13 protein-coding genes are annotated in these 16,324 nt (G+C 41.7%); 5 read left to right on the forward strand and 8 right to left on the reverse strand.

Translation table 11 applies throughout. The features are described 5' to 3' along the window. Positions 1-30 precede the first annotated feature (30 nt). Positions 31-837, reverse strand: a complete 807-nt coding sequence (gene dkgB, locus AACX38_RS06560; RefSeq protein WP_228863820.1) for a 2,5-didehydrogluconate reductase DkgB — start codon at positions 835-837, stop codon at positions 31-33. A gap of 278 nt (positions 838-1,115) precedes the next feature. On the opposite strand from dkgB, the gene AACX38_RS06565 reads away from it, so the two are divergent. Next, the gene (locus tag AACX38_RS06565; protein WP_228863821.1) at positions 1,116-4,121 is read left to right on the forward strand and encodes a non-ribosomal peptide synthetase; all 3,006 of its coding nucleotides are present in this window, start codon (positions 1,116-1,118) and stop codon (positions 4,119-4,121) included. A gap of 78 nt (positions 4,122-4,199) precedes the next feature. Here the strand turns inward: AACX38_RS06565 and AACX38_RS06570 are convergent, their stop codons facing one another. The 4 genes from AACX38_RS06570 to ydeE form a co-directional block, all read right to left on the reverse strand. Beyond that, positions 4,200-5,189 (reverse strand): aldo/keto reductase, encoded by a 990-nt coding sequence (locus tag AACX38_RS06570; RefSeq protein ID WP_228863822.1) that lies wholly within the window; start codon positions 5,187-5,189, stop codon positions 4,200-4,202. Positions 5,190-5,305: 116 nt separating this feature from the next. Further along, entirely contained in the window at positions 5,306-7,084 is a 1,779-nt protein-coding gene (locus AACX38_RS06575) for an ABC transporter ATP-binding protein (RefSeq protein ID WP_228863823.1), read from the reverse strand. 158 nt (positions 7,085-7,242) lie between these two features. Next, entirely contained in the window at positions 7,243-8,352 is a 1,110-nt protein-coding gene (locus tag AACX38_RS06580; protein WP_228863824.1) for an NAD(P)/FAD-dependent oxidoreductase, read from the reverse strand. Between the two features lie 21 nt (positions 8,353-8,373). Beyond that, complete coding sequence (gene ydeE, locus AACX38_RS06585; protein ID WP_228863825.1) at positions 8,374-9,570, reverse strand: efflux MFS transporter YdeE; 1,197 nt, start codon at positions 9,568-9,570, stop codon at positions 8,374-8,376. Positions 9,571-10,089: 519 nt separating this feature from the next. Between ydeE and AACX38_RS06590 the strand changes: the two genes are divergently transcribed. After that, the gene (locus tag AACX38_RS06590) at positions 10,090-10,446 is read left to right on the forward strand and encodes a hypothetical protein (protein ID WP_228863826.1); all 357 of its coding nucleotides are present in this window, start codon (positions 10,090-10,092) and stop codon (positions 10,444-10,446) included. Positions 10,447-10,527: 81 nt separating this feature from the next. On the opposite strand, the gene AACX38_RS06595 is transcribed toward AACX38_RS06590, so the two are convergent. Next, positions 10,528-12,156 carry an FGGY-family carbohydrate kinase gene (locus AACX38_RS06595; RefSeq protein WP_228863827.1) on the reverse strand — a complete coding sequence of 543 codons (1,629 nt, stop codon included), beginning with the start codon at positions 12,154-12,156 and terminating at the stop codon, positions 10,528-10,530. Between the two features lie 19 nt (positions 12,157-12,175). Continuing rightward, on the reverse strand, positions 12,176-12,919 hold the full coding sequence (locus AACX38_RS06600; RefSeq protein ID WP_370630606.1) for an SDR family oxidoreductase: 744 nt from the start codon (positions 12,917-12,919) through the stop codon (positions 12,176-12,178). Positions 12,920-13,464: 545 nt separating this feature from the next. On the opposite strand from AACX38_RS06600, the gene AACX38_RS06605 reads away from it, so the two are divergent. Continuing rightward, positions 13,465-13,908: an aegerolysin family protein gene (locus tag AACX38_RS06605; RefSeq protein ID WP_099122085.1), complete on the forward strand. Its 444-nt coding sequence runs from the start codon at positions 13,465-13,467 to the stop codon at positions 13,906-13,908. Positions 13,909-14,091: 183 nt separating this feature from the next. Continuing rightward, on the forward strand, positions 14,092-14,856 hold the full coding sequence (locus AACX38_RS06610) for a DUF4184 family protein (RefSeq protein WP_228863829.1): 765 nt from the start codon (positions 14,092-14,094) through the stop codon (positions 14,854-14,856). A gap of 80 nt (positions 14,857-14,936) precedes the next feature. On the opposite strand, the gene AACX38_RS06615 is transcribed toward AACX38_RS06610, so the two are convergent. Then, on the reverse strand, positions 14,937-15,158 hold the full coding sequence (locus AACX38_RS06615; RefSeq protein ID WP_153043664.1) for a hypothetical protein: 222 nt from the start codon (positions 15,156-15,158) through the stop codon (positions 14,937-14,939). 521 nt (positions 15,159-15,679) lie between these two features. Here AACX38_RS06615 and AACX38_RS06620 point away from each other — a divergent pair. Next, complete coding sequence (locus tag AACX38_RS06620) at positions 15,680-16,132, forward strand: YaiI/YqxD family protein (protein WP_228863830.1); 453 nt, start codon at positions 15,680-15,682, stop codon at positions 16,130-16,132. The last annotated feature ends 192 nt before the right edge of the window (positions 16,133-16,324 follow it).

Raw genomic sequence — 16,324 nt, forward strand, 5'->3', positions numbered from 1 at the left:
GCTGTAATATATAGACAGAGACGGGGATAATTAGTTATCCCATTGAGGGGCTAAACCTTCCGGATCAGCGATACGCTCATTACGTTCAAGGGTGGCTATAGCAGCCATATCTTCTGCATCAAGTTTTAGCGCCGTCGCTTTCAGGTTATTTTGTAAATTTTCACGTTTAGTTGAAGATGGGATTACGCTATAACCTAATTCCATTGCCCATGCCAGACTAACCTGAACGGGGCTCGCCTGATGTTTTGCTGCGATACGTCTGATAACCTCATCCTGAAGCACTTTGCCATACGCAAGGGTCATATAAGAAGTGACGTGGATTCCGTGCTCTTTCGCCCAGTCTGTTACATAACGGTTTTGCAAATAGGGGGAAACTTCAATCTGGTTAGTTGCGATATTTTCGGCACCTACCGCATCAATAGCCTGTTGCATCAGAGTAACGGTAAAGTTTGAAACGCCAATTTCGCGTGTCAGGCCCATTTTTTTCGCTTCCAGTAACGCACTCATTGTTTCTTCAAGACTAACCGCATTATTTGGCGACGGCCAATGAATTAATGTCAGATCAACATAATCCGTGCCTAATTTAGCGAGACTTTCTTTGAGGCTCGGTATCACTTTCTCTGCGCCCATATTATCAGTCCAGATTTTAGTCGTGATATAGATATCCTCACGGGCTACGCCACTTTCTTTAATGGCCTGACCCACTGCTGCTTCATTCTCATAAATTTGTGCGGTATCAATCGCTCGATACCCTAATTCAATAGCATTTTTTACTGATGCAATAACAACATCATCTTTCAGACGAAAAGTACCTAATCCAAATGCGGGAACAGACATAATCAACCTCGTATAGTATTTGATATTTGTGATTACGGGTTAAATTATCCCTGAAAAAGAGAATTATTCATAAATTTTTCTCAATTAATTTTTTAATTAGAAAAAATATAATTTTTTGAAATGCGTCGCAAAAAAAGGATGAAAAGCATAAAGCATCGTAGAGGTGCTTGTATTCGAAAGAGACAACGTTCATGATTAAAATAATCACATAAAGTGATAGTTTTAACATGTTATCGAATTAATTAATAAAATTATCCCATCGCCTTGTAGGGGGTTGCATGTTGTCTCATTTCCTAAAACAGGTCCAGAATTATCCGGAAAAAATCGCTATTTTCACACCTGAAAAAGAACTTAGTTATCGAACTCTTAAGTTGCATTCAGCGACAATCGCAGGCTCGCTGCGATCTCTCGGAATAACCCATGAAGTGCCTGTTGCCATCTTGTTGCCTCCTGGCATAGAACAAATTACGAGTCAGATTGCTATTCTGATGGCTGGTGGAAGCTGTGTACCTCTTGATCCAAATGTCCCTCCGGCACGCTTAAACGATATGCTGGAAGATCTGGCTGTGAAGTGGACGATTACCGATTCTCCAGAGAAATTTTCCCAGTTAAAAACGACATTCGTTTCATTTTCTGATTTGCTTGCAGCGGGAGAGGAGTTAGCTGATACCGATATTGCTTGTCTGGCCCCAACTCATCGAACTCATGTACTTTTTACCTCTGGTACAACTGGTAAACCCAAAGGGGTACAGGTTGAGAGTAAAGGCATCATGCGAGTGATTGTCGATGCGGGATATATAAATATCACTCCGGAAGACCGCGTAGCCTGTACCTGCAACTCCACATTCGACATATCATTGTTTGAGGTCTGGGGAACGCTGCTCAATGGTGCAACAGCTTTCATTCCTCCCAAAAAAGATGTGCTGGACATCGAATATTTTCAGTCTGAACTGACGAACCAAGAAATTTCTATTGTTTTTGTTGCGGCAACACTTTTCAATCTGATAGCAAAAACATACCCTCAGGCATTCCGTGAAATTCGCTATCTTGTGATAGGGGCAGAAGCGCTCAATGCTCACACGGTGAAACTTGTTCTGGAAGCAGGCGCGCCGCCCCAGCATATTCTTAATGGATATGGCCCAACTGAAAGTACCATATTTGCGCTTTCACACGATATCAGGCTGGAAGATCTGGTGGATGGTAGTGTTCCTATCGGAAGCCCCATAAACCATACCTGTGCATTTGTTTTAGACGATAATATGAAGCCTCTGGCACCCGGCAATTTGGGGCAGCTCTATCTCGGTGGAGAGGGGCTTTCACGAGGTTACTGGAATCGGGATGAGCTGAATGCTGATCGCTTCGTGCATGTTTCTATTCCCGGATATCCCCAGCCAATACGGCTTTATAAAACGGGCGATCTCAGCTGGCAGCGTGACGATGGTGTCTTTATGTACTCTGGTCGTATGGACAGTCAGGTGAAATTACGTGGTCATCGTATCGAGCTGGAAGAAATAGAAGTTCGTCTTCTGGAAAGTAAAGAAGTCCGACTGACCAAAGTTTGTGCTGTGAAACACGAAGATCACGAAGGTGAAGACGATTTTCTTGCCGCTTTTGTTGTACCGCTTTCACCCGAAACGTTCGATAAAGAACGGATTATACATGAACTGGAGGAATATCTTCCTGCATATATGCTACCTCGTATTTTCGTCATCGAAGATATTCCGACGACACCGCACGGAAAAGCAGACCATCGTAAATTAATGGCTTTGCTGGAAAAACCGGCACCATCAGAGGAGCGCCCGGCAGGTTTTAATGATACCGAGTATGCAGTATTTCGTATCTGGAGCAAGATCCTGAATCATAGCGAGATTTCCCTTGATGATAATTTCTTTCAGATAGGAGGAAGTTCCTTGCAAGCCGCGCGCCTTGTGATTGAACTTGCCCGCCAATTCAACCAGCATTTTATGGTACAGACCCTTTACGAAGTACCAAACCTTCGACAACTTGCTAAAATTATTTCACAAGGAAACACGCTTCCTATACTGGATGATGAAGTTAAGGAATGGCTATACGATGGGCAACTTCCAGCAGATATCAAACCATTACCTGAAGCACCTCAAAACTGGGCAGAGCTTGCCAGTCCCACCATTTTTCTGACGGGTGTGACCGGTTTTCTTGGGGCATTTTTCTTACGTGAACTGCTCACCTTCAAGAAGATAAAAGGGAATATAAAAAATATAATTTGTCTCGTTCGGGCAAAAGACGACGATACAGCATTTCAACGTATTGAAAGTACGCTCTCCAAGTACGGATTATGGGAATCTTCGTTTGCAGGACGTATTAAAGCTATCGCGGGTGACTTATCCCAATCAAAATTAGGGTTAAGTGACAAACTCCACCATGAATTGGCTAATACATGTGATGTCGTTTTTCATCTGGCAGCGAATGTTAACTATATTCATCCTTATCGCATCCAGCGAGCATCTAACATTGAGAGCACACTGAACATTCTTCGTTTTGCCACACAAGGTCAAGCCAAAGCGGTGCATTACGCTTCAACGATAGCCGTATTTGGTCCGGTGGGATTATTGAACGCGAGACCCCGGGTTTACGAGAATGATAGCCTTATACCTTATATTGAAGGTCTTAAATACGATATCGGCTACGCACAAAGCAAGTGGGTTGTTGAACAACTGATGTTGCAGGCACGGGAACTAGGTATCCCATTATCTGTCTATCGGCCTGGTTTTATCATGGGGGATAGTGTTCGCGGTGTCGGTAACCCGAATGATTTTGTTGCGCGCCTGATAATGGGATGTATTGCTATCGGAGCCTGCCCGAAATTACCACTACAGTGGAAAGAATTTGTGCCTGTTGACTATGTCAGTGCTGCGCTCTTAACTATCGCTGCGGATACAAAGAATCTGGGACAGGTTTACCACCTTGTTCCTCCGGAAAGAGAACAATCCGTTAGTGTTGATAAGTTCTTTCATCTTCTGGAAGAATGTCACGGTTCTCCGCTGCAATCACTTCCTTATAATGAGTGGGTCTCGAAACTAACTTCTGATCCTCACTTGCACGACAACGCGCTGTTACCCTTATTGCCAATGCTTTCTGAGCGTGTTTATCAGCAGTTAACACGCTGGGAAGTCAGCGAAAATATGCCAATTTACGACTCCAGAAATACCAGCCTGGCATTGGCTAATGCAGGACATTCGGTGCATTTCACCCCGATGGGAAAAGAGCTACTCTCAAAATATCTTACTTATTATCTTCCCAACTAACATTTTTCTGATGAAGCATAAACGGGGCTATATAACACAGCCCCGTTCAGCGTTTTAACTTGAAAAGGAAAATTATCCTTAGCCATTCAGAAGACCTTGACTCACATCTGGATAGCGATCTCCAATAGCCATATTTTGTGAAAATGTACTGGAGAGTTCATCCAACACGCCTTGTGGAATATTTATGTCTACTGCTTTCACATTTTCCTCAAGATATTTTCTACGCTTGGTGCCCGGAATAGGGACAATGTTTTCGCCTTGAGCAAGAACCCAAGCAAGTGCAAGCTGTGCCGGTGTGCATCCAACTTGATGAGAGAGTGTTTTAACAATGTTGACCAGTTCGAGGTTTTTGTTGAAGTTATCTCCCTGGAAACGAGGGCTGGTACGGCGATAATCATCTTCAGAAAGCTGATTGATATTTGTTAATGAACCGGTAAGAAAGCCACGGCCAAGTGGGCTGTAGGGGACTAGGCTCACATTGAGTTCATTACATGCTGCAATAATTTCCTCTTCCGGATCACGTGTCCAGAGAGAATATTCGCTTTGAACTGCGGTAACGGGATAAATTTCGTACGCACGGTGCAGAGTTGATGCAGACACCTCAGACAAACCGATATGTCCAATTTTACCCTCTTTGACAAGCTCAGCCATAGCGCTGACTGTCTCTTCAATAGAAGTCTGTGGATCTACACGGTGCAAATAATACAGATCGATATAATCAGTATTCAGCCTGCGAAGGCTCCCTTCAACAGATTGTTTTACATACTCTTTTGAGCCGTTAACTCCTCGTCCTGTTACATTGTTTGGATCCCGAATGATTCCGAACTTAGTTGCCAGAACAATCTTGTTACGGACTTTATTGATGGCTTTACCGATGAGTTCTTCATTGAGATAAGGTCCATACATATCAGCTGTATCGAAGAAGTTAATACCCAGATCAATAGCATGGTGAATCGTTGAAATTGATTCTTTATCATTTGTAGCACCATAAAATTCACTCATACCCATACATCCAAGTCCAATGGATGAAACTTTAGGGCCTTTATTACCTAATATGCGAGTTTTCATAAATAATTCCTTATTTCAATGATGGGTAATGAATATTTTTCAAACAATTTAATTATGGCCAACAATTGTTAAATGACCTACAACCCTTAGGCAGCTCATCATCTGAAAATTGAATTTTAGGTTGGCTCAGCGGTACGTAACAGCTCTGCATAGATGCCATCTTTTTCGACCAACTGTTGATGGGTTCCCCATTCTTTTAACTGACCATCCTTGAGCACCAATATTTGATCCGCATGACGAATAGTAGAGAGACGGTGCGCAATAGAGATGACTGTACGTTCGGATGCCATTTGTGCCAAAGCGAGAGAAATTGCCTTCTCGGTTGTGTTGTCAAGCGCACTGGTTGCTTCATCAAGCAGCAGAATTGGCGGGTTACGCAGGATCGTCCTAGCCAGCGCGAGGCGCTGTTTTTCTCCGCCTGAAAAGCGATAGCCACGTTCACCAACCTTGGTCTGATAACCTTCAGGCAGCGAGACGATTAAATCATGGATTTGTGCAGTACGCGCGGACGCAACAAGATCCTCATCACTGGCCTCTGGGCAAGCAAAGCGTAAGTTTTCTGCGATACTCGTATTCATGAGAAATGGCTCTTGTGTGACTACGCCGAGTACGTTGGCAAGTTGTTCAAAGCTCATCTCTCGAAGGTCAATGCCATCAATGGTAATCCGACCTTGACTCGGATCAACGAGTCGGGCCAATAGATAACCGAAGGTACTTTTACCTGCACCTGTCGGTCCGACTATAGCCACATGACTCCCTGCCGGGATATCTATTGACACATTGCATAAGCTTGACATGTCAGTACTATCGTAGCTAAAACTGACGTTTTCAAATCGGACATGACCACGTGGACCTTCATTACTGAGATCTCGAATCTGAGCAGGCTCTACAATATCGGGAGGGGTGTCTAAGTATTTAAAAATACGTGTAAATAGTGCCCGTGTCGTGCGCAGTTTGACTGCATTTTCCAACAAATTCTCTAAGGGCCATAACAATTGTTCCTGTAGTGCGATCAAGGCTACAAGCGTGCCGATGGTCACTGGCACACCTTGTCCAATCAGCAAACCGCCCAATAGTAATGTCATCGCTGGCATCGCACCGAGTAGGAGTTCAATCACCGACCATGACCACTCACCGGCAGTATGTGCACGCACTTCTAAATGCAAGGCTTTGGACGATGCTTTTTCAAAACGCTGGATAAGAAAAAAACTGCGTGCCAAAGTACGCGACAGAATAATACCCGGCGCTGATAAGGTTTCTTGTACGATAGCTGACATATCTGCATGACCATCTTGTTGTTGATGCGTCAGGCGTTCTCGCATGAGGCCGACTTTGTGGCTTAACCAAAGTGATGGCGGCAAGACGGCAAAGGAAAACAGTGCGAGTCGCCAGTCCAGCAATAGCATCGCGATGGCGGTGGTTACGGTAATGGTGGCATTACGGATGATTTCGGTCACTGTATTGCTGACGACAGATTGCAGTCCGCCAATGTCACTAGCGATACTTGATTGAATTTCGCCGGTTCGAGTTCGAGTAAAAAAGGCAAGAGAAAGTGTTTGCAGATGCCCATAGAGCCGTACCCGCAACCCGTGCATAATGGCTTGACCTATCTGGGTAGACAAGATCATTTGTGCCGCATTAATCACTGCGTTTAGTGCGGTAATCACAATCAGACCTAATGCTAACCAGACAAGAAGCTGTATATTTTGTTGCGGTAGTGCAGTATCAATAATTTCGCGTAATAAAAAAGGTGCAAGAACGCCGATACCAGCCCCAATAACGATGAGTAAACCAATAAAAATAATACGCCCTCGCCAAGGTTTAAATAAGGTCAGAATGCGTTGCAAAGAAACATGGCGTGCAGAAAGTTTTTCGTAGTCGTTAAAATTATCCATAAACTTTATTATCCAAGTTTTCACTCAATTAATAGTGCTTTTTCCAAAAGGCCTGATGCTTTCTAAGAAGTAGGGTAGTTCAGTTTCAGCTGACTGTATGTAGTCGAATTTTGGCATTCCACGAAGTCATCTTCTGGAAATGATATTCAGATAAAGGATTATTTGTTTTCAGGAACAAAACGGGCAATCCGGAAGGGTTTTAATTCCGCCTGTTCAGTTCCATTTGTAATCTCTTCTTGTGCCAGCCGACACATCAATGGTGCAAGTGTAATTGCTGTATGCATACTGATCATATATAACCCTTGATAATCAGCCACTTTCCCAACGATAGGCATTCCATCATCTGGCATTGGACGTATACCAACGGAAGCCTGTTCTAAACATAAGCTATCACTTCCTATAAAAGACTCCTTTATGAGAGTTAGGGCTTTCTGAGCAATACACATAGCACTATGCTCCGGTTGATCACTTATATAATCTTCTGCTGCAAGCAGCCTTGTTCCTGATACCGGGCGCACTTCTAAATCGGGGCTTGAAATAATATGGCGTACAAAAGGAATGTTAGCCTGATGCTGATATTGCACAATGATAGAAGGGGAGGAAGACAGGTAAGCGGTTTCTCCCAGTGTTTCCATCAGAGAAATAGTACCGACACCCGCTGTTAGCACTATCTGTTCAGCATGGATGGCTTTCTGTGACGTTGTCACGCCAGTGATCTGTTTTCCATTATGGTTAATGGAGGTGACTTCTGTTTCTGGCAGATAAGTCACCCCGTTGTTTATGGCTTCCTGCAAAAGAAATTGCGTTGCGTGAATAGGATCGACCGCACCTTCTTCCGTTGCAAAAGCTGCAATATCGGGATAGGAAGAAAGCTGCGGTTCTAGCGTCAGAAGTTCATCTTTTGTCAGAGCTGTAATCTTAAAGCCGGATTTATTATGATCATCAATAAATTGACGGGTTGCATATTCAGTTTCTTGCCAGCTGATAGCACCAGACCAATTCACATTTAATTTTCCGTTTGTCTGCTTATCCAGCTTATGCCACTCATTCAGTGCTTGTTGCCTGAGTTTACGGTCAGCACCGGGCCTGCCATAAGAAACATTTAGCCATGCGAAGGACTGTTTAGTTACACCGTTACCCAACAGACCTTTATCAATAAGGATAATTTTTCCTTTGTCGCCACTAGATAAATAGTGATTAGACAAATACCATGCCAGTGTTGCACCGACAAAACCTGCACCAACAATAACAATTCTATTCTCTTTCATTGTTACGGCTCACCGATATAATTATGATTGACGTGGCTGAACAGCACTCAATGGCTTGATACTCATTCCTTTAAGCATACTTAACCATGCAAGAACGACAAGTCCCATCTGGATGATAAATAACAAATGAGGTGGGAATTCGGTGAGTACAATACCGCTTAACATCGGACTAAATGCGCCGCCAAGAAACCCCAGCGTCTGAGCTGAAAAATAACTCGATTTCATGCCTTCCGGTGCAATATTATCAATCAGCATATACTCACCCGGCGCATAAATTAGCTCGCCTAGTGTGAAAATAACGGCTGCAATCCCCCAAAGGTAAAGGTTTTTGTCCGCGAACATAAATACCGCTATGCCTATAAAGAAAAAGACACTACCTAATGTCATCAGTTTTTTCAGATTTTCCGGACGAATACGCCTACCCACCGCATACTGTAAAGTCACTACCACCGCAGCATTAATTGGTAATACAACACCGATAACGGCTTCAGCTGAGGTGCTATCAGCAACGGTCAGGACATATTGTGAGATCCAGACGTTAAAAGAGCCGAATACCAGTGAGCCAAGAAAAGTTGAAAGAATAAACCATATCAGTGCGCGATCTCGTAGCATCACTGCCGGATCCCACTTTGTGGCTGGATTTTGATTATTTCCTGCAGTTCTGACTCGTTGAACATAGCGCTGGATAAAGACGATAGGGAAAGCAGCAGAAAATGCGGCTAACCAAAACGGAAAATTGGCACTGTACATCAAAAGCCATGTACCGATTGGTGGACCGATAGTCCAGCCTATATTAACAAAGGTATAGTTCAGCGAAAAAATTTTCGCTTTCGTTGACGCCGACAAGGTATCGGCAAAATAACCTTTCAGTACTGTCGCAAATATTGTATAGGCACAATTTATTAGAGAGAGAAAAGCGACAACTAAACCTGCATGATTAACCAAAGGGATCGCAATAAAACCACAGATAAATGCGATAATAGCTAACAGCATGTAGTTTTTTTTATCAAATTTGTCGGCCAGAATTCCAAACCCAAGACTAAAGAGTATACCTATAGTCAAAGCAATGCTTATCGCAAACCCGACCTGATTAACAGGCATCTGATACTGACGGGACAGATAGATGGCCATAAACGGAATTGTTGCTCCACGCCCTATAGTCAAAAGCAAAGAAGATATCAGTAACACACTGGTTGATATGTTTGATTTGGAAAACATGACACGCCCTGAAATGATTTTTGTTACACCATTGTTAATAAATAGCTAGGCTACAGTGTTTTTTAACTCTAGGAAATACTTCAGACAGGACAAAAGAGTGAAAAGGGTAAAAACGGCATTTTGCATCATATATGTGTTCATTAGTAAGTGGAAGATACGAAATAACGTGTGCCGATAATTCAGAATAGATAATTATGCTGTTGGTTTTTACAGTGGTTTTTGATTAAACATAAAACCATTATTCCAACGTAGATTAGTTTTGTTTTCGGGCTTGAACATGTTATAACCACAGTGTTTTATTTCACATCTAAAATGTCCAAATCTGACAAACTCACTCTTTCAATTAATCCATTGTGTAAAAGACTTTCCGAACAAATGATTTTTCTTCGTTATAGGTATGTCTCTAATTAGTCTTCTTTGCAGTAAAATCAATCGGTAATATCAATATCACATTTTTTACATCGTTAGACTCCAAGTTCGTGAATGATACTTTTTCGACATATAATCCGGGAGAATACAATGAGAACATTGATTTACGCCATTTCCATTTTTTGCATGTCTTCAACCTTAGCATTAGCCTGTTCAACACATTCAACTTTTTATTTTGAAAACAAAAATGCCAAAGTGAAAGCATCACACATTTGCCCGAAGGGAGAACTCCCATTTCATTCCCATCAACATCCACGAGTCATCGTTTCTGACCGGGATGGTGAACTTGATGTGGTTTATGAAAGCGGTAGAACTGACAAAATTATTTTGAAAAAAGGCATTCCTGTTTATCTGGATAAAAAACAAGGTTTAGAGCCTCATAAAGACATTAATCCGGGGACTCATCTCCTGAATATTACGGTTGTCGAACTGATGAGCGCACAATAAAGTCAATATTTTTCGACCGCCCCAGAAGGAAAAGCGGGGCGGTTGTAAGTCAGTCAGTACGGATTATTCGTAGTTACGTAACTAACCTTTAAGCTCTCTGGCGCATTGCTGGAGGCTCTGAAATGATGTAAAGCGAATATTATGATGTTCCCGATGGGATTCGTTCGGTTCGTATGTACGATCAATGTTAGAGAAACGCGACATCGCCTCACTAACACTTTCACATATCCCTCCGGCAACTGCGCCCAAAATGGCGGAGCCAAGTAAAACCGGTTCACTTGCCTGCGTTGCAATGACTGTTATACCACAGGTATCTGCAATGAGCTGGCGGACTAAAGAATGCTGACCAGCACCTCCGCTGATAACAATATTGTCAATTGTGGCGCCTGATTTTGCTTGTGCTTCGATTATTTGTCTTAGCCCGTAACCAATACCACATATACCGGCAATATAAAGCGAAAGGAGATTATCGAGGCTATCCTCCATCCCTAATCCAGCTATGACAGCACGTGCATGAGGATCAGCAAAAGGTGCTCTGTTTCCCAGAAACTCCGGAACAACATGTATGCCTTCTGCCAGTTCTACAGATTGAGAGGCTGATTGTGTTTTTTCCAGAACCCTATCAGCTAAAAAAACCGGCAAAGATTTGTGTTTTTCTTTTGCCATCGCTTTGGCTGCTATTGCGGCAGGGTGCAAAGACAATAGTTGATCAATGGCGGCCCCGGCTGCACTTTGTCCACCTTCGCTGAGCCACATGCCGGGTACCATTGCAGAAAAGTATGGCCCCCAGACACCGGGTATAAATACCGGCTCCAGAGTTGTCGTCATCGTACAGGAAGAGGTGCCGAATACATAAGCCATATTACGTGTTGCATCACCATTGATACCAACTGTCCCGATTCCTCCTGCATGCGCATCAATCATTCCTGCGGCAACAGGTGTTCCTGCCAATAATCCCATCTGTTTTGCGGCACTTTCTGTCAGACCCTGACCACAAGGCGTACCCGGTTCAACAATGCTCTGTCCAATACGATAAAAATTTTCATCTGCCAGTTCAGATAGACCAATTTTCCGGAAATAATCCGCATTCCAGCGCTTTTCATGTGCAAGGTAAGTCCATTTACAGGTGACAGTACAAGTAGAGCGGGAAAGGGAGCTGGTGGATTTCCAGGTCAGGAAATCTGCCAGATCAAAAAATTGCCATGCGCTATCAAATGATTCTCGGTGATTTTCTTTCAGCCAGAGAATTTTGGGTGTTTCCATCTCCGGAGAGATTTTACCGCCGACATAGTTGAGAACAGAGTGATCTAACGCATTGATATGCTCTGCCTGTACTGTTGCCCTGTGATCCATCCAGACAATAATATTACGATTCGGATCCTTACTCTGGCTGACGGAAATTGGCTCCTGATCTTTCCCCAGAACAACCAGTGAGCAGGTAGCATCAAAACCAATACCAGCAATTTGTTGTGGGACACAGCCAGAGTGCGACATGACTTCCCTGATGCAATAGCAGACGGCATCCCAGATTTCACGGCTGGACTGCTCGACAAAATGGGTGTTGTCACGATAAAGCGTGATATTTCGTTTAGCTGATGACAGCATGTTACCACTCATATCAAAAATACCGGCACGGGCACTGCCCGTACCGACATCAACACCAATGACCACTTTGCCGCAGTCCGGTCTATTTTCTAGATTAATGTTCATGCTTATCCTTGCTACGTGGCTAGAGATCTACACTGTTTGGCAAAATAACCAAATCACGGATAGTGACATTTCTCGGGCGAGTTAGCATAAATAGCACAGCTTCCGCCACTTCAATAGGTTGCATCAGGCTACCATTTGCCAGTGCTTCTTTCATTTTCGCTTTAGGCCAGTCATCCAATAGGGCGGTGACTACAGGCCCCGGAAGTACGGCACCAACACGCACGCCATGCTCAGCCACCTGACGATGGGTAGAGTGAACAAATGCCTGAACTGCAAATTTAGAAGCGGTGTAAATAGGCTCCCAGACCACCGGAACCACACCAGAAATAGAACTCGTAAATAATACATCGCCAGATTTTTGCTCAATAAAATGGGGTAACACAGCACGTACACTACGAAATGCGGCATTAATGTTCAGGTTGAGAACCTTATCCCAAACATCGGGGTCACCTTCAGCAACAGGCCCACCAATATATGCACCTGCATTAGCATGGAAAATATCAAGACGCCCAGCTTTTTTCAGTATCTCATTAAGTATGCCGTCAACCTGTTCTGGCTTCATAAGATCAATAACCAGCGGGATGGCATTTTCACCGAGTTCAGAAACGAGTCGCATCAGACGCTCTTCGGCACGATCAATAAGAACCACTTTGGCACCGGCCTTAATAAGTGTACGTGCACATTCAAGACCGATACCTGATGCTGCGCCTGTGATAGCAGCGACTTTATTTTCCAGCGAGATAGCCATAAAAGAAAACTCCATCAATTTTTTTGTAGGGATAAGAGGATATTGCTCAATCAATGTAGCAGTATTGCGACTTTCCCACTTTAGTGTCAATCTGGGGATTTGAGATTCAAAGACGCACGGAATGGTAATTCTGATTAGCTACGTAATTTAAAATTCATGATGTAAAGAAGTACTGCCTATAGAAAAAGATAAAGGAGAGAACATAAATAACATCTCTTTTATTTTTTGTGTTTTTTAGAGGAGAACAACAAATTAATTTCTTTAAAAAAGATAGATTTCCTAATTTTTAATAGAAAAAATTATACTTTTACCCATCCATGCTATAATTAACAGTGTGTGGAGGGGGTAAAGTTACACTATAAATGTTGAATTCACCCATATCATCATTTTAAAAATCATTTTTTAATCTTTAAATTGATGGTGTAATCGTAACGTAACATCCAGCTTCATTAATATTTAAATCAATAAAATACAACAATCTTCCACTTATAATAATAGAGATGATTTTCTCTAGCTAGCTAACGCCAATGTTTTAAAAAACATTAAAGGAGTTAATTATTATGAAAAGAATGTCATTTAGGATATTAATTTTTTTATTATCGATATTTAGTTTTTCTGTTTTTTCTACACATGCAGATCCTTCTGCAAGATCAGCAGACATTACCATTTATAACAAAACAAATAAAACTCTCAGAATATCATCAATGGAGTTGTTTCATGGTCAGTGGGCACATGAGCCACCATACAATATTTTCTCCAATAGTTCTGGTTATTTTCGCTCAGAATCTAATGGGTTTCTCACTGGTACAGAGGGAATAGTAGAGTACAAATTCAGAGATAATAGTTCTACTTTTACTATTCATTGGGATATTCCGTATTTATGGATTTTATCCAATTCCTATGAAATCAATTCATCTTCTGCTTCATACAAGATATCCCGCGAAGGAGGAGATCATGGAAATAATGTTCACGTAAAAATTACAATAGAAAATGCTGCTAATTGAAAGTTCCTCTCATTTTTATGAATATAGCAATTAATTGAAATGCTCATAAAACAAACTGAGCTGACTCAAAATATTGAAAGATATGAGTCAGCTCTTTAATTGTTAATGATTAAAAGTAATGATAATATTCATTAAACAATATTTAACTCCCATAAACTTTTATTTTTCTCAGGAACACCTATCATGCCATGGACATTTTCACACCCCGCAGCTGTTTTCCCTTTGAAAAATCTTCCGGGAGGTAAGTTATTACATTTACCAGCGCTAATTACTGGTAGTTTGTCTCCCGACCTTTTTTATTCTGTTGGATTATATGATATTGCAACAACTGCGCATGATTTATTCGGATGGTTCTATACTGCTTTACCTTTATGTTTATTGATATTTTTAATTGTACATCTATTATCGCCTTCTTTATCCAGCCTTTTCCCAACATCCCTATCTCCGAATAAACATTCGGGTTATAAGGGTTTGTTTATTTTTGTTTTTTCGTTATTTTTAGGAGCCGTCACCCACATTATATGGGATTCATTCACTCATGAAACAGGTTTTTTTGTCAAAGAAATTCCGTTATTGCAATTTCATCTTTTCCAATCTATTACTAACGGGCCGGGAGTCGGCGTCTATAAGATACTGCAACATCTCAGTTCATGCTTAGGGTTGCTGTACATTGCCATAATATACTGGCGCTATCAAAAAAGATTGAACATCACTGAGCAGAAAGAAAACATAAAAAAGCTTTCTCGTCTGATCGTTATTAGTTTTATCTCAGGTCTCTTTGTATGCCCGATAGCACTATTTTTGTCCTGGGATATATCAGGAATCAATATAGGTAAATTTATTTTTAAAGAGCTCACTTTATCTGTTCCTGTTTTTTCTATTATTTTGGTGGTAATGGCATTATGGGTAAAATATCAGGAATGGTGTACCTATCGAACCAAAAAGTAATTAACCACATCCCTGCTTAAGAAGATATGTGGTTAAATAATATCTTCGTCAAAAAATGGAAATAAAACCACTTAACGCGTTTAAAATCTACGATACACTTCTTTTGTTAGAACGTTCACAAGAATGTTTTCACCAGTAGGAAACATTCCAAAACGAAAGCACAGAGCCAGCCTTTTGTTTTTCAGTATATTCTTATCGGATGTATTAAATTGCCAAAGCTCCACCATACTAAATGAGTCAGTAAATCCAGCCTGGATTAATTCAAGCGCTTCTTTTTGGGCATCTGTCAGGGTAATTTTCATGGGCGCGATTTTGATCTGATAGGAATGAAAAATCAAGCATCTTCAATGACGATGGGTATATACACACAATAAATTTCAAGGTGCGTCGCTGCGAAAGAAGTTCATCTCTGGAAACATAGATAACGATGTGACTGGGTGAGTAATCGCAGCCAACAAAGAGGCAACTTGAAAGATGAACTGTATAGCACATTTTATGCTGAGTTTTATCGTCATATAGTAATGCTTCCATTACAGATTTTAAGCCCTCTCTTACCCGCGAGATTGTGTAAAAGCTATCACTAAATGCTTTTTGTCCACATTATCTGTGGATAAAGTAGTAGATAAAAATGTGGATATACAGGCTATTCAGTGTGGGATGGAGGAAAAGGGCAAGTTTATCATCTGTACAAAATTGAATCAAAAAAGCAATGGGAGACGAAAGCCCTGTTTAAGGTTAATATAATCCCACTAAAAGGTTTGATTATTTGAAAATAGTCGGAATATTTTGAATTGAAGAAAGATGAAATTGAGAGGAATCTGTTATGCCTATATGGGTAGATGCCGACGCATGTCCTAAGGTGATAAAGGAAGTATTATATCGCGCGGCAGAACGTGAAAAAATACAGGTTACATTCGTCGCCAATCAACGATTAAGCGTTCCTGCATCTGCTTTTCTACGTACTTTACAAGTTCCTGCTGGGTTTGACGTCGCTGACAATGAAATTGTTCGTCGTTCAGAAAGTGGTGACCTGGTGATTACAGCGGATATTCCTCTTGCTGCTGAAGTGATGGAAAAGGGGGCTATCGCACTTAATCCGCGCGGGGAGCGTTATAGTGATGCGACAATACGTGAGCGCCTGGCTATGCGGGATTTTATGGATACAATGCGAGCAAGTGGAATTCAGACAGGGGGACCAGCTACGCTAAACCAACGTGATCGTCAGCGATTCGCCAATGAACTGGATAAATGGCTATTGCAGCAAAAAAAATCCTGAAAATAAAAGTAACTACCTCCAGATAAAAGGAAAAGGCACGGACTATTATTAAAAGAATTATCACGTAGGCCTTTTATATTTTTGATAATTGCCACTTAATAACCACCTGCCAAGAGTAGGTGGAACCTTTCATATAAAAGAAAAATATCTGTTAAATTATATTTACACACAATTATGTGAATTAAAGCACAT

Origin of the sequence: Xenorhabdus sp. PB30.3, assembly GCF_963895965.1 — a bacterium.
GTDB classification, from domain to species: domain Bacteria; phylum Pseudomonadota; class Gammaproteobacteria; order Enterobacterales; family Enterobacteriaceae; genus Xenorhabdus; species Xenorhabdus stockiae.